The following is an 18,887-nucleotide window of genomic DNA, read 5'->3' as shown; positions in this document are numbered from 1 at the left end:
ATGGGTATATTCAATATATAAAATATTATAAGCTAAAGGAGTAGCATGTCAAAAGTGAGGGTTAATAATAGAAAAGTTTGTTGTCATGGTGATGAGAATGATGAGGGTTCCGGCCATCCATTAATATATTTAGATATGGGAGAAGAAGAGGAAATAGCCTGCCCTTATTGTGAAAAGACGTTTGTCCATGACTGTACTGTAGAAGCGGTTGGGGAGCTGACTAGGGATGAACTCTAATGGCACTTTATTTCTTCTGCAGACTTAGCTTATGTAAATGGCAATAAGAGGGGCAGTAAAAATGAAACTATCCATACGATCGAGCACTCCTCCATGGCCAGGTATCATACTTCCACTATCTTTAACACCGTAAGCTCTTTTAACAAGCGACTCAGTGAAATCGCCAAGTTGCGCTAGAATAGCGATTGCAAGGCCAATGATTGGAGAATAAAGAATTGAAAATAGACCAAAAAATATTGATCCAAAAATTGTGCACACTACTCCAGCTAAGATTGCACCAAGAAGTCCTGTCCAAGTTTTTCCAGGGCTAAGAATTGGGCAAATTTTAGCTCCACCAAAATTCTTGCCAAACAGGTAGGCAGTAACATCAATTCCCCAAATGGTTAAGACGAACCATACTAATGCATATTTTCCCTGTGGTAGATTATATAAATATATTAATGAGGCGCTTGGTAGCGCAATTAATAATAATGCAAAAACGTATAAAATTTTGTTTCCTTGGGTTAGATTATACCATTCAAAAGAAGATAAAACTGCTATCGAAAAAATTAATAGGTAAAACGATAAATCACTGAAATATGTAGCAAAAGAAAATATAAATAATATTATTATTGAGGACAATATTCTGACTATAAAATTATTATCTACCATATTTTTTCTCTCTTTTTGTATAATCTTCTAATGCTTTGCTCAAATCTTGACAAGAAAAATCAGGCCATAAAGTATCACAAAAATATAATTCAGCATAAGCTGCTTGCCATAATAAAAAATTGCTTAATCTTTTTTCGCCACCAGTGCGAATTAATAAATCCAATTTTGGCAAATCTTTAGTATATAGAAATTTTTCAAATTCCTCTTCTGATACATAAGCAATATTTTCTTTTATAATATTGCTTATAGCTTGTGTAATTTCTTGCTTTGCTCCATAACTGACTGCCACAGTGAGTAATAACCCATCGTTCTTATGTGTCATTTCTTCTGCTTTTTTAATTTGATCCAATATTTTACTGGATAACAGACTTAAATTGCCAATAAAATTCAACTTAATGTTACAGTTACAAATGAAATTGACTTTATCTTCATTAGTTAAAACGGAGTAAAATAAATCAAATAGACAGTCAGTTTCGTTTTTAGGTCTAAGCCAATTCTCCATAGAGAATGCATACAAAGTTAAGTAGGGTATGGTTAGGTCCGTACAATACTTGGCAATATCGTATGCAACTTCACTGCCCTTTTTATAACCATCAATTTTTACCTTTCCTTGATTGTTCGCCCATCTACCATTACCATCCATAATAATTGCTAAATGTTTCGGTAAAGATTCTTGATTCAACATTTAAAGTTCATCTAAACTACTCGATATCATTCCAGTACTTGACATATAACTGTGCAAACATTGTGATTTGGGACACTTGAAAGGTGTCATCCCAGTAGCCCTTTTTCCTGTCATCCCAGTGCGTGACACTGGGATCTAAGTATAAAAATATTTGCAAATTATGCAATGAACAACAGATTCTTAGAGCATATAATGTCCATGATGAAAATAAGATGGATCCCAGTGTCACGCACTGGGATGACAGGGAAAAAAGGCACTGGGATGACATGAAAGAGAACACTGGAATGACATCATTTACTGTATAATATTGTGCAATATTGCAACGTTCATACGGTTGTGTGCCTGCTACCTCCATGACACCCTTGCATGTAATTTTTTCTTTTTCACTACTGAAGGTTTCTTTCATATTACCTTAGTGATGCAATATATCCTTTTCTTTGATGGACAATTCACCATCAATCTTTTTTATATTATCATCAGTAGTATTTTGTATTTCCTTCTTAGCACCATGAAAATCATCTTCTGAGATCTCCTTATTTCCCTTCATTTTCTCTATTTCTTCCATAACATCTCTGCGTATATTTCTGATGGCAATCCGCGCATTTTCAGAAAACTGATGCAATAATTTTACTAATTTTTCACGGGTTTCTTGTGTTAAATCCGGAAGAGCTATACGTATGGTATTGCCCTCAACAACAGGATTTAAATTCAAGTTGGCATTTAATATAGCATTTTTCACTTCACCTACAACATTAATATCCCAAACTTTAATTGATAGGGTTTTGTTATCTATAACTGAAACGCCTGCAACCTGATTTAACTTTTGATGTCCACCATAGATATTTACAACTATACCATCAAGCAACGATGCGCTAGCTCTACCAGTGCGTACGCCTTTAATATCACCATGAAAGGACTGAATAGTTTTTAGCATTCTTTCTTTTGTTTTAGCTTTTATTTCATTTAACATAAATTACCTACTGTTTACAATCTGAAACTATAGTATAAGTACCTTGACCCTTAATAATATTGACTATTTTTTCTCCCTTCAAAGAAAAAACTATAATTGGAATAGAATTCTCACGAGCAAGTGAAATTGCTGATGCATCCATAACTTTTAAATCACGAGTCAATAAATCCGTGTAAGAAAGCCTATCATACATTACAGCATCCTCATTTTTTTTCGGATCAGCGGAGTATACACCATTTACTTGTGTACCCTTTAGAATAACATCACAATTCATTTCAACAGCACGTAAGGCTGCAGCTGTATCTGTAGTAAAAAATGGGTTGCCTGTGCCTGCTGCAAAAATTACCACTCTACCTTTTTCTAAATGACGAATAGCTTTCCTTCTTATGTAAGGTTCACATACAGTGGCCATGGGTATTGCAGATAATACCCTAGAAGCTACTAAATTTTTTTCTAAAAAGTTTTGTAAAATTAAAGCATTGATTATAGTTGCAAGCATTCCAATATAATCACTGCTTGCTCTTTCACAGCCACTTAAAGACGCAGATGCGCCACGAAAGATATTACCACCACCAACAACAATACATACCTGAACTCCAAGCCTGTTAACATCAGCTATATCTTTGCATAATTGGCTTATTATTCCCATATCATGGCCAAAAGACTGTGACCCCATCAAAGCTTCACCAGAGATCTTCAATAACACTCTAGAGTATTTTACTTTATCTGCTAAGGAAGACATTTCTTGCCATTTAGTTTGCACTGCCCAAAACAAGTAACTTGTAATCAGATAATTTAATAGCACTCACCTCGCTTGATTTTATAAAATCAGAAATCTTCATTTTATCATCTTTTATGAACTTTTGTTCTAGTAAAACAACTTCTTCATAGTACTTAGCCATTCGTCCATCTACTATTTTTTTTGCTACTTCTTCAGGTTTATTTAAGCTCCTTACTTGCTCTTCAATTATAGAACGTTCATTTTTCAACTTCATTTGATCTAAATCATCTATAGACAAAGCTTCAGGCTTCATAGCAACTATGTGCATCGCTATTTGTTTTCCAATTTCCTGTAACTTTGCCTTATCACCGGGTGATTGCAATGCAACTAAAGCGCCAGTTTTACCTAAACCACGTACATCACCGTGTACATAACCAGCAACAACTCCATCCTTAGTCTCTAGGTAACAAAGCTTGCTTAACTCTAACTTTTCACCAAGAACTGACGTACCATTCATAATAGCTTCCTGCACTGTGCCAATGCTTTCATACTTGGCATTTTTTAACTCATCAACACTGATACAGCGTTCTTGATGAGCAATTGATGCTAAATTTGAAACTAACTCTATAAATTTCTCATTCCTTGCAACAAAATCGGTTTCGCAATTGAGTTCAACCAATGCACCATAATTTTCAGTCAAACACATAGCAACGAGCCCATCTGAAGCTACTCTATCAGATTTTTTGTCAGCTTTAGCAAGACCTATTGTACGCAACTTATCAACGGCTTTCTTGATGTCACCATCACATTCTTCTAATGCTTTTTTACAGTCACTTAAGCCAAGCCCTGTCCTATCACGTAATTCCCTTATATTATCTGGATTCATCTTCATTTGTTACTACCTCCCTTTCTTCTTCTTTGTAAACTTTACTACGTTTCCTTTTAGTTTGCACAATACTATCTTCTTTTTCTTGAATAAACTCATCACCTTTTATGTTATCAATCTTAACTCCAGATCTTGCTAGACTAGACTCTATTCCAGCTAATATAGAGTCGGTAGCTAATTTACAATAGAGCTCTATTGATTTTCTTGAGTCATCATTTCCAGGTATTAGATAAGTAATATCATCTGGATCAGAATTAGTATCAAGTATTGCAACTATTGGGATTCCTAACTTTTTAGCCTCCTTAACCGCAATATGCTCTTTATTAGTATCAACGATGAATAAGATATCAGGAATTGCTCCCATTTCTCTAATACCACCAAGCGCCTTATCAAGCTTTTGCTTTTTCTTTTCAATGTTCCCCAATTCTTTCTTTGTTAAAATGCTATCCTCGTCATTTAATATTTTCTCATATTGCATCAAGGTTTTTATCGAAGAAGAAACAGTGCCCCAATTAGTAAGCATACCACCAAGCCATCGATGATTCACATAATATTGACCACAACGAATCGCTTCACTTGCAATAATATCAAAAGCTTGAAACTTTGTACCAACAAATAGAATGCGACCACCTTGAGATGCAACGTCATATAAAGCCTTCATGGCCACCTGTAGCAATGGTAATGTTTTTCGCAAGTCAATTATATGTATACGATTTTCTTGATGCACTCCATATATGTATGGAGCCATTTTTGCGTTCCAGCGACTAATTTTGTGACCAAAATGTACACCAGATTCGGCTAAATCACGCACAGTGACTTCAGGCAAACTTGCCATATTTATTCCTCCAAATAGTTTATCTTCCATGGCATAACCCTAATGGGACTACTTGTACAAGCCATGTGTGAAATTAAATTATTTACATAGTAATAGAAAAGACAGCAAAGCGCAAACAAAAAATATTGACAAAGGGCAACATGTTTATTAGCTTTAAAGTCGAAGCCCGAAAACGCTAAAAAGAAATTAGGGGGGTGTAGCTCAGTTGGTTAGAGCGCATGCCTGTCACGCATGAGGTCGTGAGTTCAAGTCTCATCACTCCCGCCATACTGGTTTTAGCATAATCTAAAATCCGCAACCGGTATTTAGAAACGTTTTCACCAGACTTGACATGGCATGGTATTGTAATTAATACTTAAATAGGTTTATTTTTATCATTAACAATTAGGATTAAATATGCTCATTTCTGAAGTTTTTGCAGCAGATGCAACTAGCAATGCATCAAGTATCGGCGCATCTTCTGCTAGTTTTATTCCATTGATTTTAATATTTGTGGTATTTTATTTTCTCATTATTCGTCCACAACACAAAAAACTAAAAGAACATAGAAAGATGATAGATCAAATAAAGCGTGGTGATACAGTCATTACTTCTGGCGGGATAATAGGTGAAGTTAATAAAGTTGATGAGGCAAATGCACAATTTATAATAGAAATAGCACCAAAAGTTGAGGTGAAAGTCCTAAAGTCCGCTATATCTGAAGTTTTAAACAAAGAAACTCAAAAAGTGGCAGCTAAACCAATTGAAAAAGGCAAAATCGAAAAGAGTGATGAAAAGAATAAAAATCAACCACCAGAGGAAAGTAAAAAGGGAAAAGATGATAAAGACAAAAATGCTGCATAACTTTAAAAGAAAGTTCATTTGGTGATCCATTTGTGTGCGGAATATTTGGTGTAGTAAGTAGCGGTGATTCAGTAATACCAACTTTACTAACTGGGTTGCAAAAATTGGAATATAGGGGGTATGATTCCTCAGGTATAGCAATCATAAATAACGAAGGCGAGATAGAAGTCAAAAAATCAGAAGGTAAAGTTAAAAGATTGTATGAAGTTGTTGATGAAAGCAAGATTTCTCACAGTACAGTTGGTATAGCACATACTCGCTGGGCTACACATGGAGTTCCAGGCCTTAAAAATGCTCATCCCATTCATACAAATAATGTTGTTGTTGCTCATAACGGCATAATTGAGAATTACAATCTGCTAAAAAAGGGTCTAGAAGAAAGGGGAATGTTATTCCATACTGATACTGACACAGAGATCATACCAAATATGCTAACCTTATATCTTGATGAAGGATTGTCGCCAGTTGATTCTCTATTTAAGTGTTTAAACAACTTACATGGCTCATTTGCCTTGGTCTTATTATTTGCAGAATATCCAGATGCCTTATTTGTTGCGAAGAGAAATTTGCCTTTAGCAATAGGCTATAACTGTAACACAGTGTTTGCTGCATCTGACTCTAATGCTTTAAGTGCATTTGTGGAAAGAATATCGTATTTGGAAGATGGTGACATTGCAGTGATAAAATCTAGTGGAGTTAGTATATACAACAATGGTACACAAGTTAAACGTAGTATAGAAAATAGTAGTCCAAGTGATTTTCTAATTAGCAAAAATGGGTATCCTAGCTTCATGTTAAAAGAGATTTTTGAGCAACCGCGTGCATTAAACAAAACAATAAATCAATTTTACAAGCAATATAAAGAGGTCAACAAAAAATTATTTTCTGAGCGGAGTTACATTACTATAGTTGGATGCGGGTCATCTTATTTTGCCGGGCTAATAGCAAAATATTGGCTGGAAAGTGTCGCTCAAGTTCGAGTATATCTGGAAATCTCATCAGAATTTAGGTATAGCAACGTCAAGCTAGAAGAAGGCAGCATTGGGTTATTCATCTCTCAATCTGGCGAAACTGCAGATACCATAGAAGCGCTGCGTTATGCGAAATCACAGAAGCAAACAATCATTAGTATAACTAACACATTTAACAGCAGCATTGAAAAGATCTCAGATATTGTGTTACATACTCTTGCTGGGCCAGAAATTGGTGTTGCTTCAACAAAAACCTTTTCTGCGCAACTTGCAACTTTAGCATGCTTTGCCGTGGAGCTTGGAAAAATAAAAGGTATACTGGGTGGAGAGAGAATAAAACAGCTAAGCAGTGCTATCAATTCTATTCCCGAGTATGTTGAGCACGTTTTGAATGTGATGAAAATACAACATATATCGGGCAGTATATTAGAACACAATAACGTTATTTTAATCGGCAGAGGAAGTTCATACGGAGTTGCAATGGAAGGCGCATTGAAGATAAAAGAGCTTTCATACATTAATACCATTGGTATTGCAGCAGGGGAAATGAAGCATGGTTCTATTTCTTTAATAGACTCTACTGTGCTTGTTATAGCAATTATCCCTTATGATAGTTTATTCTTTAAAGCGCTATCTAATATACAAGAGATTATTGCAAGAAAAGGCAAAGTAATTGCCTTCAGTGATAAGCAAGGAGCGCCATTCCTAAGGGGAGTTTGTGCAGATGTGGTGCAACTTCCAGACACTGATAATTTTATCTCTCCAATCATCTACAGTGTTGCTATGCAATTCCTTGCTTACTTTACTGCAGCAAAAAAAGGGTTAGATGCCGATTGTCCAAGAAATTTAGCTAAGTCTGTCACGGTTGAGTAGTCCATTTAAAGTTAAAGCTAGACTTCTAATTAAGGTACTCAATGGCATCAACTTAAGGAAAAATGTCTGCGGTTGTGTGTAAAATTTCTCTCTAAATTTTTTCGCATTAAATTACCCAAAAGCTGCAATAAACAGCACTTTTGTTTCTGTTTTATTTCAACAAAGAAGTCTAAAATGTGTCCTTTTTAGGTGAAACATGCAAAAAGAGACCTGCTGAAAAAGGTGATTGAAAAAATGATGTGAGAGAGGTAGAAGAAGAATAAGCAGATCAAGTAAGGAAAAAAATGAGCTTTAGTTACTATAATATGAAAAAACACCCAAGAAACTTTCGTAATATAACAGGTTTAACTATAGAGGAGTTCGAAAAAGTAGTGGAAAAAGTGAGGTCTGGATGGGAAAAACAGAAAAAGTGTCATGGTAGAAGATCAAAACTACCAACTCTGGAAGATAAGTTGTTTTGCGTAATTTTGTACTATCGCACTTACATAACACATAGATTTTTAGGATGCCTATTCAATGTACACAACGCAAATGTATGTAGGTTACTTAAGAGAATAGAGCCATTACTCGCCAAAAAAGTGACTATAACAAAAGATAGAAGTATGACGCCAGAAAAAATACTGAAGATTTTGGCTGATGTTACAGAACAGCAAATACAGAGACCAGAAGATAGTAAAAAACGGAAGAAATCATATTCAGGAAAAAAAAGAACCAACACTATGAAAACTGAGATTATTATCGAAGAAGGAGGAAGAATTTTATCAGTGTCAAAGTCATACCGTGGTAGAATTAGTGATTTCCGCATAAGGAAACAAGAAAAATATTTACCACTTGATAGCATAAAACATGCCGATTCTGGATATCAAGGTTGGCAAAAATTGCAAAGCAATGTTATAATTCCATATAAAAAGTATCGTAAAAAGCCATTAACTCCAGAGCATAATAGAAGATTAGCATCATTTAGAATGAGAGTAGAAAACAAGATCCGAGAGATAAAGATATTTAAGATTATGTCGAATGTTTATCGCAATTTTCAGAAAAAATATAACCTGAGGTTCAATATTATTGCTGGTATTGTAAATCTTAAGCACGCCTTTTAGTTAACCTTGATTTTAGTCACCCTCCTTTCCTTTTTTTATCGCTTGATTCGCAGCAGGTCTAAGGAAAAAATCTTATTTTACAAATTAAAAATACAATATACTCGAAAACTTTTCAGAAGATCCATTGTGTTGGAAAAAAAGTTTCACACGCACGAGGAAACTTCCTTTTGCGACAGTATTAGACTTCCTGCATAACCAATAACGAACTTTTATTGGGAATAGAGACGAAAAAACTTCCTTGACAAACTCCACCAGCCCCCTTATCATGAAAGTGAGGCTATTTTATTTAACTTCGCAATCTCTGCAGCAGATTAAAATGACAAGAAAACTTGTATTTGGCGTACTATTGTTTAATTTTTTGCACTATGTGCACCGTATGTCTTTATAAAATTTCTAGGTTTTTACCTACATAAGCTGAAACGCGCTTATAAAGCGTTCAAGACATCACCCAACGTCAAATTTTAAAATAGAGAGTGCAATAACTAGCTACCACGGGTTTTCTATGCCTTTTTTTTCTGCCTAGTAAATTTCTTAAATATTAAAGCTAAGGTTAGTTGCCGTTTAAAAGCAGCTAAATTGCAGCGTTTAAGACTTAAAAAACGCCAATACTGAAAATAGACAATGACTAGGGCTTCTTTTGCCTTTTTTTTCGTTTGATAAATTTCTTAATGTTTGTAGCTAAAGCAACTTAAGAGACCGAAAATAGTCAGTGCTCCTTTTTTTGTCATCCGAGTGGCCCCTATGATGTCATTCCAGTCTGTGATGCACAACTGTACGAACGTTGTAGTTTGGGAGCAATTCCCACTAGTGGGGTGTCATCCCAGTGCCCAGACACTGGGATCCAGCTTCTATGCAACTTAATTAAAAACGTTTGTTTTAGCGTAAGACAACTACCTTTAGCTCATCAGCTCAGTTATAAGCAAAATTTCTGGATTCCAGACTGGAATGACACCATTTGCTGTCTTCAAAAATGAATGTTCGTACAGTTGTGCGCGTGACGCTGGAATCTAGTTCTTATTGTACATTTACTTGGTGTAGAGTTAAGTTTCCTGGATCCCAGTGTCTGGGCACTGGGATGACAAAGAAATAGGCACTGGGATGACAAGAAAGGAACACTGCCATTATAGAGTAAAATGAGATCCCAGTGTCAAGCACTGGAATGACATCATAGGGGCTACTTTCATGACATCATTCTTTTTCCTGGATCCCAGTGTCTGGGCACTGGGATGACAAGAAAAAGAGGTACTGGGATGACATTCAAGAGTAGGGATTGATGGCAAAGAGAAATACAGGTGTCATTCCAGTGCGTGACACTGGAATCCAGGTGTGCATTGGGTTTGATAAGTGTAGGGTTTTATGTTAAAAGGGAGCGTTCTTGATGAAATTGCAAAAAAGACTGGATCCAAGTAGTCTGGGCACTGGGATGACACCCTTCCTAGTGGAGATTTTTCTCAAATCACAATGTTTGTGCAGTTTTTGAACTTACGCGTTCAATTTTATTTTCTTCCATTTCTCTATAGCTTGGTAATGTAGAATTTTTTATATGCAATCCGGTACATACTGCAACCAAAGCAGCTACAATACCACAAATTGCTGCACCAGCCGCAAATGGAACCATCACAGCAGCAGCAATAAATAATCCTGTAATAACAACTCCAACAGCATCTTTTGTTAATGAGGTGTAAAAATTTTCCTTATATTTAGTTTCTTTTTCATTTGGCCTAGAAAATTGAGCATTTGTGAGGTTACTAGACTTATCATTACCGCTTGACATAGCAGGTGTGCCGGCGTTTGTTGATACTACAGGAGATACTGGTTTATCCCCACCGTTACCACTATTTGGTACTGTTTCTTGTGTAATAAAGTTTAAAAACACCTGAGTAATTTCTTCTTGTGCATTATTTATAGCCAACTCTAAAGCTGTTTGTCTGCTTTTATCATTTACATAACCTAAAAATGCTTTAACTTCTTGAACATTACCTTGAACAATAGCAGAATTCAAAGCATGCAATTTTTCTTCTTCATTAAACTTACCACTATCTAAGAGTATTCTTACAACGTCAGTTTGTTTTGTTATTGCAGCTATGCCCAATATAGTTCTGGAAGCAGTATCTGTAAGGTGGATTACAGCATCTAAATTCTGTAAACAATTTTACAACATACAGCATTTGCAAACGAGTCAAAAATTGCTCGATTTGTTTCTCTCCCTTGTATTAGTTGCTTGTAAAGTACTTCAGCAGTCATACCAGGGTTTTTGCAGTTACTAGAATCTACTTCATTACTGTCTGATTTATTTTCTTCTACATTAGGTGCCTCTTCTTCCTTGTTTATTGCTGCGGTTATTTGCTCTTGTTGAAGGGGTTCACACCCATTTTGGAGGAGAAAATCCTTAACGCGTGGGTTGTCTTTTTTGGTTGCATGTTTTAGAAGTAAGTCTCCTAATAAATTGTCTCCTTCACACTTATCTTGAAAATTAACTTCTTTTCTTAATCTCTTTTCCAGTTCTTCCAAACTAGTAACTGTGTTATCAAATTTTGTAATTCTATCTAGATATAACTCTTCAATATCATCATTACTATATACCATAACTAAACCTACTACTATATGTTAGTTTATTATATCAACTTTCCCACAACCAGTCAAGACATATTGCAGTTTCAAGCAGCATGATATATATTGAATATAGTTCTTAAAGCAAATGATGGAAGATTTAGCCTATAAATTAGTTAAAGTGACCGAAGCTGCAGCACTTGCTGCGTATAAATTGGCAGGCTTTGGTGATGAAAAAAGGGCTGATCAAGTTGCAGTTGATGCAATGCGAACAGTGTTAAATTCAATGGAAATAAATGGTACTATCGTAATTGGCGAGGGGGAGAGAGACGAAGCTCCTATGCTATATATTGGGGAAAAGGTTGGCACTGGAAATGGTCCTGAAATCGACATTGCTGTTGACCCACTTGAAGGCACTACAATCTGCGCTCACCATAAACAAGGGGCAATGTCCGTTCTTGCTGCAACGAAAAAAGGTGATTTTTTACACGCACCTGATGTTTATATGGAAAAGATAGCAATAGGAAAAAATCTCCCAGAGGGTGTAGTCTCACTAAAAAATAGCATTGAAAAGAATCTAGACAATTTAGCCAAGGCAAAAGGATGTAAAGTGAATGATCTTACAGTAACTATACTTAACCGTGAAAGGCATGATGAATTAATATTAAAAATCAGGAAGTTAGGAGCAAAAGTTAAACTAATAGATGATGGTGATGTTGCGGCCGTAGTTTCACTAGTAAATGACAATCACGACATGTATATCGGAATAGGAGGGGTACCAGAAGGGGTGCTTGCGGCTGCAGCGCTGAGTTCAATCGGTGGGCAGATAGAGGGAAGATTAATATTTGACACAGATCAGTTAAAAGAAAGAGCAAAAAATTTAAATATTGATGACCCAGAAAAAATCTACACCATAAAAGATATGGCAAAAGGTGAATCAGTGTTTATTGCAACTGGAATAACAAACGGAGAACTTGTGGATGGAGTTAAATTGAATCATAATACCTATTCAACTAATTCTTTAATAATTCTGCCTAACAAGCTGATAAAGCTGCAAGTTATAAGTTAGGTTAATTATTTTTCAATATATTATGTAAGAGTTAAAGGGAGTGTTAAAATGTTAGATTCATTTTCTCAAGAGAAACTAATTGTACAAGAAGTTCCTCAAGACGGACATAAAAAGAAGGCTGAACCCTTTTCAAAACCTTCTATCTATTGTTTCTTAAACCACTCTGCTGAACGGAGACAGTTTAGGCTGTTATGCCTGGCGGCTTTGTTGAAATAAGTTTTTCAACACTGCTCACAATAAAGTCAGTGATACCGTCAGCTACCTTATCGAATTTATTGTTTATATCTTTTCCTATTTCTTCATTTTTAACATATTCGTGTAGAGCTAAAGCAGTTATAGCTGCACATGCTGCAATCAAGCCAGTTTGTGCTATAATGAATAGTGATAATCCTCCTACAAGTATAGATGTTAATCCAATAGCTAGGTTTATAATTTTACTTTGTGTTGTTTGTTGTGCTACCTCTGCTTCCTTCTCTTCAAGAACGTTTGATGTTGTTTTTAAGGCAACTTTTATCGCTATTGCTGCAACTGAAACCATAATTAGCCCTATAGCTATTTTTGCTAAAAGAAGAATCGACGGCATCATCATTGCAAATAACAGCGAGCCAGCTACTATAGTTAACCACTTCTCATTTATTTTTTTAGGTTGATTTGTGTTAGTGTTCATTGTTACCCTCCACTTTACTTATGATTTACCTATATCTAATACGAATCAATGGTGTCACTTATTCTTGCTAATATATTGTCAAACTTTTTGAATTGAGATTTATCTTGTGGTGCCATATTACTAACCTCTAGAATAAAATTATTTAATTGTACAATAAAGCTAAAGGAAGTCAAGTCCAGCACTTATTCAGGAAACAATAGCTTAAAAAGAGACTTAGTGTTAAATTTCTAATAGATTACTTATAAAAATAAATCTTATGGAAAGCAGAGCTAAGGCTTGGTTCATTTGGCTGATCAGTAACTTGGTTGTTATATTCAGCAATATGCAGATAATTTATACTTTTATAAGTGTGAATCTCGAAAAAGAACTTAGACTGACAATTACGCAAGTTGCGCTAGCTAACTCAGTATATACTTGGACTTTTGCCATCTTACAATTTTTTAGTGGGGCAACGTTTAATGTTTTTTCCAGTAAAAAAATTTATTCTTTCTCGTTATCAACTATAATCCTCGGGTTTCTTATCCTTGTTAACGGTAACAATTTTTCCCATTTGATTTTGTCTCAAGTGTTGATTGCAACTGGAGCATCATTTGGTTTTATTGGTGCTGCTCACACAAGTAGCATATGTTTTTCCGCTGCTCAATTTGGACTAATGTTTTCACTAGTGCAGACAATTTCAAGCCTTTCTGCTTTGGTAATTCAAATACTGTTCTCTAACTTGCTTGCCGAAGATGCATATTGGAAAAATCTGATTGTATGCATAATACTATTTGGTGTGTTGATATTTGTACTTACGCTTTTTTGTCCAAACGCACTTCCAGAAAGCAGCTCAGAAAAGCGCACAATAAAAAGCTCTATGAAGACAGTAATGTGCTCTATATTAACAGTGCTAAAATTAAGAGATATCTGGATAACTTCAGTGGTGGGTGCTATTACTTTTGGAACATTTTTAGCACTTAATACCTTGTGGGCTCCAAGGTTACTGGGCAACTCAGAACTCAATGCAATGGAGTCAGGTATAGCAACTGCAATACTATGGCTTGGTCTTGCAGTTGGTGCTCCAATTGCAGATCGAATCTCAAACTTATTTAAAAATAGGAAATATGTAATTTCTGCTTTTGCTTTATTGCAAGGCGTCTCAATTATTATTTTACTATACAGCCATTTAACAGTCCACGTTGTGTACTTTTGTATGTTAATGTTCGGGTTTTTTGCGGGAGGACATATGCTTAATTTTGCTGTCGGCAGCGAGATTGTGAAACGAAAATACATTAGCACATCATCATCTATTATCAATGGGTTTATGTTTATTGTCAGCGGAATTATAGTGTCAATGCTAGCACTTTTTACAGATCATCAAATGGCGCTTTTTGCAATATTTGTAATGTTGGCAGTTGCTAGTATTTTAAATTATGCTACAGAAGAGACATACCCTAAAAAATAAAGTAGCTGAATCTCGAGTCGATTGCTATATTATATTTACGTATTGTAATATTTATCAATAATGGATCACGTTACAACAAAAGACACGACAGTAACTAAGGCAACGATAGCTGAAAATATAAACCAAGAAATAGGATTATCAAAGGAAGACTCTGCTTCGATAATAGATGATATATTGAACGAAATAAAGACAAGCTTGGCAAAGGATGGAATAGTAAAAATATCGTCATTTGGAACATTCTTGGTTAAGAAAAAGAAGGAAAGACCAGGAAATGTACCAAATACATCGGAGAAAGTGATGATTCAGGCAAGGAGTTCAATTTCTTTTAGGCCTTCAAAAATTATAAAAAAATTAATCAATAATTAATGAATAAGGAAAAATTATTTTATACGATTGGGGAAGTAGCTGAAGAGCTACATTTGGAACAGCATGTTTTAAGATTTTGGGAAGGTCAATTTCATCAAATTAAGCCTACAAAGCGTAAAGGAAGAAGGCTATATGATCTTAAGTGTATAGAGGCCATAAAGAAAGTAAAATACATGCTATATGATAAAGGATATACAATAAAAGGAGTGCAAAAAGAATTTGGTAATGATATAAGAGTCACAAAGAATTTGTTGCAAGAACTTACCGATTTGAGGGATTATTTAACTAGTAAAATAAATAACGAGGAAAGTAACGAACAGGTGTGAAACACTACGTCTCGCTAAAATTTTGGAGTTTTGTGAGAGTTGATATATCTAAAATATGGCATATAGCTTCATTTCTTATATTATTAGCAATATTAATAGGCTGTGGCCTGCAAAAACCTGCACCTGTGCTGCTTAAAGGCGAAGAATTTTACGGAAAAAGAGAGCTGGAATATACAAGAGAGTACCATTTAATTAGGGAGCCTTTAATAAAAAAAGAAAATAGAAAAGCCATCATAAACAGGATATACAAAGATAACAATAATGCACAAAACGTGGGGGTAAATTGCAAATTTGTAATGCCAGTTAAAGGTACAGCTACCTCTTCTGATGAAACGTGTAAGGATGGCATAAAAATTGCTGCTCAAAATGGAACGAATGTAGTTGCTTCTGCACCCGGCAAAGTGGTATATGTAGGCAAAGGGCTGAGATGGTATGGAAATTTAATTATAGTAGAACACAAAGATAATTACATGACTGTGTACTCCTATTTAAAAAACATACATGTTGAAATTGGTGATAAAGTAAAGCAAGGTCAAGTGATTGGATCTGCAGGTAAATCAAGCACACAAGATAAGGATCCACAGATGTGTTTCACAATACGGCATAATGGCCAAGCGGTTGATCCTTTGATGCATGTGAACTGTAATTGAATTTGGATTTATATGAAATATGATTTTAAAAGTGTTGAAAAATTTTATCAAGATAAATGGGATTTTTCTGTAAGCAAGAATAGTGAACAAGAGAAATGTTACGTATTGGAGATGTTTCCATATCCATCCGGTAAAATTCATATGGGGCACTTACGTAACTATGCAATAGGGGATGTGATAGCGCGTTACAAGAGAGCTCGTGGATTTGAGGTTTTGCATCCAATTGGCTGGGATGCGTTTGGATTACCAGCTGAAAATGCAGCAAGGGACAATAATATTAGCCCTGAAACATGGACAAAAGAGAATATAGATAATATGCGTACACAGTTGAAATCTATAGGTCTTTCTTATAATTGGGAGCGTGAACTTTCCACATGTGAGCCTGATTACTACAAACACGAACAAAAATTTTTCCTGGATTTTTTAAAGCATGGGCTTGCCTATCGAAAAGAGTCATGGGTTAACTGGGATCCAGTGGACCAAACAGTGCTTGCAAATGAACAGGTGGTTGATGGAAAAGGGTGGCGATCAGGCGCAATTGTTGAGAAACGTAAGTTATCCCAATGGTTTTTAAAGATTACTGATTTTGCTGAAGATTTACTCAAGTGCTTGCAAAGTTTAAAAAATTGGGCCAGAAAAAGTCAAAACAATGCAGGAGCGCTGGGTGGGGAAATCTGAAGGGGCAACTATAGAGTTTGAAATCGTTGGCTTAAATAAGAAATTGAAGGTTTTTACAACTTATCCTCATACTTTGTTTGGGGCTTCTTTTTGTGCAGTGGCAGCAGAGCACCCTATTGTGCAGAATTGCAAAAACGAAGAAATACAGGACTTTATCGATAACATAAAAACAAAGGGAGAGAATGACGAAAAAATAGGAGTTTACACCGGATTAAACGTCAAACATCCATTTCTTGATAAGGAATTGCCACTTTACATAGCGAATTTTGTGTTGATGGAATATGGAGAAGGCGCGATTTTGGGTTGCCCTGCACATGATCAGCGTGATTTTGAATTTGCGCAGAAATACGATTTGCCGGTTATTCCTGTAGTTCGTGAAGAGGGTGCACAAGCCATAGAGACCTTAAAAGAAGTATACACCGGCGATGGGGTAATGTTCAATTCTGAATTCTTAAACGGATTAACTGTCAGCAAAGCAAAGGAAGTAGCCATTAAAAAGCTTGAAGAAAAAGGAATAGGCAAGAAAACGATAAACTATCGTTTACATGATTGGGGAATTTCAAGGCAACGTTATTGGGGATGCCCTATACCTATAATATATTGTAAAGATTGCGGAACTGTTCCAGTGCCAGAAAAAGACCTTCCTGTGGTTCTACCTGCAGATGTAGAATTTACAAGTGGTGGCAATCCGCTGGATAAGCACCCAACTTGGAAGTTCGTTGATTGCCCAAAATGTGGAAAGCAAGCAGAGCGTGAAACTGATACATTCGACACCTTTTTTGAGTCTTCCTGGTATTTTGCTGCATTCTGTAGTGAAGATAAATCAATAGACAAAGATGCATGTAATCGTTTTATGCCTGTTGATTATTATATAGGTGGGATAGAACATGCAATTCTGCATTTGCTTTACTCACGATTTTTCTGCCGTGCTTTAACCAAATGTGGCTATTTTGATATTAAAGAGCCTTTCTCTACTTTAATCACCCAAGGAATGGTCTGCCATGCAACTTATAAAGACGAAAATGGTAAGTGGCTATTTCCCGCAGAAGCAAAAGAGTTGATTGCACAAGGAGCTAAGGTTCAAGTGGGCAAAGTTGAAAAAATGAGCAAGTCGAAAAAGAACACAGTTGATCCAAATTTTATCATAGAAAAATATGGTGCTGATACTGCTCGCTTGTTTGTGTTGTCCGACACTCCTCCAGAGAAAGATATGGAATGGTCCGATGATGGCGTGGAAGGTTGTTCTCGTTATATAAACAAGTTGTGGCGTATGGTAATGCAGCTGAGACCTGTAAATATACACTATGATAATGAGAGTGTTACGGGTGGACTTCTAGAGTACAGAAAAAAAATTCATAAACTCTTACACGGACTTACAGATGACTTGGAAAACTGCAGATTAAACTGTGTAGTGGCAAAATTTCGTGAGATGACGAATTTAATAGCTGAAATAGATGTAAAAACTGGAAAATCTCTTATTGATGAAGGTATATGTATATTAATCAGAGTAATCGAACCATTCATACCACATCTAGCTGAAAGCCTATGGCAAGAAATAGGAGGTCAACCTTGGCCAAAAGCTGATGAATCATTATTAGTTGACGATACGGTAACTATAGCAGTGCAAATCAATGGAAAATTACGCACAACAATAAAGGTAGCAATTAACTTACCTCAAGAAGAATTGAAGAAAATAGCGATAGACTCTGTGTCCAGTAAGATCGGTCAAAGCAAAGTTCGCACTGTATATGCTGTACCAAATAAGATAGTAAATATAGTTATATAAAAAATCCGAGTGTATCTGTTCAGGCAATGGCGTCAACTTAAGGGAGAATATCAGTGATAGTGTATAAAATTTCTCTCTAAAATTTTTACTATTAAATTACCCAAAAGCTGCAATAAACAACACTTTTGTTTCTGTTTTATAGTATTTTCAAAAGCGAATGATAAAGGTATAATATATTCTATACCGAGAATATGCATGAGCTCCAAGAGGAGAAAAAATATATGCTGATGTTCCAGGAAAAAAGTGGGAAAGAGTGAGTATAATAGGTGGATGGATTGAAAAGAAGTTTATTGCACCAATGACCTTCACAGGAGGGTGTAATAAAGATGTATTTAATGTATGGTTAAAGCGAACCACAATTGCAGCGGCATAGTTATAGATAATGCTGCATTCCATAAAACTCCCAAAACAAAGTCATTAATAGAGTCTTTTGGCTGTCATTTGCTTTATCTTCCAACATATTCACCTGATTTAAATCCGATAGAGCATTGTTGGCACACCATCAAAAGTCGCCTCAGACCTCTAATGCATCAATAGACCTGCTGCGAATCAAGCGATAAAAAAAAGGAAAGGAGGGTG

20 protein-coding genes, 1 tRNA gene and 1 pseudogene are annotated in these 18,887 nt (G+C 35.6%); 13 read left to right on the top strand and 9 right to left on the bottom strand.

Annotated elements, in window-relative coordinates; all coding sequences use genetic code 11:
* Positions 1–45: 45 nt before the first annotated feature.
* Positions 46–237, top strand: a complete 192-nt coding sequence (locus tag MWH06_07625; protein UPA55069.1) for a zinc-finger domain-containing protein — start codon at positions 46–48, stop codon at positions 235–237.
* 24 nt (positions 238–261) lie between these two features.
* On the opposite strand, the gene MWH06_07620 is transcribed toward MWH06_07625, so the two are convergent.
* Both MWH06_07620 and uppS read right to left on the bottom strand, forming a co-directional pair.
* Positions 262–888, bottom strand: coding sequence for a phosphatidate cytidylyltransferase (locus MWH06_07620; GenBank protein UPA55068.1), 627 nt, complete (start codon positions 886–888; stop codon positions 262–264).
* A complete protein-coding gene (gene uppS / locus MWH06_07615) occupies positions 878–1,573 on the bottom strand; it encodes a polyprenyl diphosphate synthase (GenBank protein UPA55067.1) in 696 nt (231 codons plus the stop codon). Before uppS ends, MWH06_07620 begins: the two co-directional genes overlap by 11 nt.
* Before the next feature lie 165 nt (positions 1,574–1,738).
* On the opposite strand from uppS, the gene MWH06_07610 reads away from it, so the two are divergent.
* A complete protein-coding gene (locus tag MWH06_07610) occupies positions 1,739–1,843 on the top strand; it encodes a hypothetical protein (protein ID UPA55066.1) in 105 nt (34 codons plus the stop codon).
* A 142-nt stretch (positions 1,844–1,985) separates the two neighbouring features.
* Here MWH06_07610 and frr read toward each other — a convergent pair whose 3' ends face one another.
* From frr to rpsB, 4 genes are read right to left on the bottom strand one after another with little or no spacing between them, the layout of a single operon-like run.
* On the bottom strand, positions 1,986–2,543 hold the full coding sequence (gene frr, locus MWH06_07605) for a ribosome recycling factor (GenBank protein UPA55065.1): 558 nt from the start codon (positions 2,541–2,543) through the stop codon (positions 1,986–1,988).
* Positions 2,544–2,550: 7 nt separating this feature from the next.
* On the bottom strand, positions 2,551–3,285 hold the full coding sequence (gene pyrH / locus MWH06_07600; GenBank protein UPA55064.1) for a UMP kinase: 735 nt from the start codon (positions 3,283–3,285) through the stop codon (positions 2,551–2,553).
* A 10-nt stretch (positions 3,286–3,295) separates the two neighbouring features.
* Positions 3,296–4,156: a translation elongation factor Ts gene (gene tsf, locus MWH06_07595; protein UPA55063.1), complete on the bottom strand. Its 861-nt coding sequence runs from the start codon at positions 4,154–4,156 to the stop codon at positions 3,296–3,298.
* Positions 4,137–4,985 carry a 30S ribosomal protein S2 gene (gene rpsB, locus MWH06_07590; GenBank protein ID UPA55783.1) on the bottom strand — a complete coding sequence of 283 codons (849 nt, stop codon included), beginning with the start codon at positions 4,983–4,985 and terminating at the stop codon, positions 4,137–4,139. Before rpsB ends, tsf begins: the two co-directional genes overlap by 20 nt.
* Before the next feature lie 190 nt (positions 4,986–5,175).
* Here rpsB and MWH06_07585 point away from each other — a divergent pair.
* The 4 genes from MWH06_07585 (at position 5,176) to MWH06_07570 (ending at position 8,772) form a co-directional block, all read left to right on the top strand.
* Positions 5,176–5,252: transfer RNA gene (locus MWH06_07585), tRNA-Asp, on the top strand.
* Positions 5,253–5,381: 129 nt separating this feature from the next.
* Positions 5,382–5,828 carry a preprotein translocase subunit YajC gene (gene yajC / locus MWH06_07580; protein UPA55062.1) on the top strand — a complete coding sequence of 149 codons (447 nt, stop codon included), beginning with the start codon at positions 5,382–5,384 and terminating at the stop codon, positions 5,826–5,828.
* Positions 5,829–5,860: 32 nt separating this feature from the next.
* Positions 5,861–7,672 (top strand): glutamine--fructose-6-phosphate transaminase (isomerizing), encoded by a 1,812-nt coding sequence (gene glmS, locus MWH06_07575; protein UPA55061.1) that lies wholly within the window; start codon positions 5,861–5,863, stop codon positions 7,670–7,672.
* A 284-nt stretch (positions 7,673–7,956) separates the two neighbouring features.
* Positions 7,957–8,772, top strand: coding sequence for a transposase (locus MWH06_07570; protein ID UPA55060.1), 816 nt, complete (start codon positions 7,957–7,959; stop codon positions 8,770–8,772).
* 1,456 nt (positions 8,773–10,228) lie between these two features.
* Here MWH06_07570 and MWH06_07565 read toward each other — a convergent pair.
* Positions 10,229–10,864, bottom strand: coding sequence for a hypothetical protein (locus tag MWH06_07565; GenBank protein ID UPA55059.1), 636 nt, complete (start codon positions 10,862–10,864; stop codon positions 10,229–10,231).
* Between the two features lie 41 nt (positions 10,865–10,905).
* Complete coding sequence (locus tag MWH06_07560; GenBank protein ID UPA55058.1) at positions 10,906–11,358, bottom strand: hypothetical protein; 453 nt, start codon at positions 11,356–11,358, stop codon at positions 10,906–10,908.
* Positions 11,359–11,473: 115 nt separating this feature from the next.
* Here MWH06_07560 and glpX point away from each other — a divergent pair, with 115 nt between their 5' ends.
* Positions 11,474–12,391: a class II fructose-bisphosphatase gene (glpX, locus tag MWH06_07555; protein ID UPA55057.1), complete on the top strand. Its 918-nt coding sequence runs from the start codon at positions 11,474–11,476 to the stop codon at positions 12,389–12,391.
* Between the two features lie 181 nt (positions 12,392–12,572).
* Here glpX and MWH06_07550 read toward each other — a convergent pair whose 3' ends face one another.
* A complete protein-coding gene (locus tag MWH06_07550; GenBank protein ID UPA55056.1) occupies positions 12,573–13,058 on the bottom strand; it encodes a hypothetical protein in 486 nt (161 codons plus the stop codon).
* 349 nt (positions 13,059–13,407) lie between these two features.
* On the opposite strand from MWH06_07550, the gene MWH06_07545 reads away from it, so the two are divergent.
* The 6 genes and pseudogenes from MWH06_07545 to MWH06_07520 all read left to right on the top strand — a co-directional run bounded on the left by MWH06_07545 (position 13,408) and on the right by MWH06_07520 (position 18,845).
* Positions 13,408–14,502, top strand: coding sequence for an MFS transporter (locus MWH06_07545; GenBank protein UPA55055.1), 1,095 nt, complete (start codon positions 13,408–13,410; stop codon positions 14,500–14,502).
* 60 nt (positions 14,503–14,562) lie between these two features.
* On the top strand, positions 14,563–14,868 hold the full coding sequence (locus MWH06_07540) for an integration host factor subunit alpha (GenBank protein UPA55054.1): 306 nt from the start codon (positions 14,563–14,565) through the stop codon (positions 14,866–14,868).
* Positions 14,868–15,194, top strand: coding sequence for a MerR family transcriptional regulator (locus MWH06_07535; protein UPA55053.1), 327 nt, complete (start codon positions 14,868–14,870; stop codon positions 15,192–15,194). The genes MWH06_07540 and MWH06_07535 overlap by 1 nt, the downstream gene beginning before the upstream one ends.
* 53 nt (positions 15,195–15,247) lie before the next feature.
* Positions 15,248–15,844: a M23 family metallopeptidase gene (locus MWH06_07530; GenBank protein UPA55782.1), complete on the top strand. Its 597-nt coding sequence runs from the start codon at positions 15,248–15,250 to the stop codon at positions 15,842–15,844.
* 12 nt (positions 15,845–15,856) lie between these two features.
* Positions 15,857–18,308: pseudogene (gene leuS / locus MWH06_07525) on the top strand (leucine--tRNA ligase).
* Positions 18,309–18,647: 339 nt separating this feature from the next.
* Positions 18,648–18,845 (top strand): transposase, encoded by a 198-nt coding sequence (locus MWH06_07520; protein UPA55052.1) that lies wholly within the window; start codon positions 18,648–18,650, stop codon positions 18,843–18,845.
* The last annotated feature ends 42 nt before the right edge of the window (positions 18,846–18,887 follow it).

Origin of the sequence: Wolbachia pipientis, assembly GCA_023052945.1 — a bacterium.
In the GTDB taxonomy this organism is placed as follows: Bacteria; Pseudomonadota; Alphaproteobacteria; order Rickettsiales; family Anaplasmataceae; genus Wolbachia.
The sequence above is the reverse complement of the archived record's forward strand: the minus strand, read 5'-3'. Positions and strand labels throughout refer to the sequence as shown.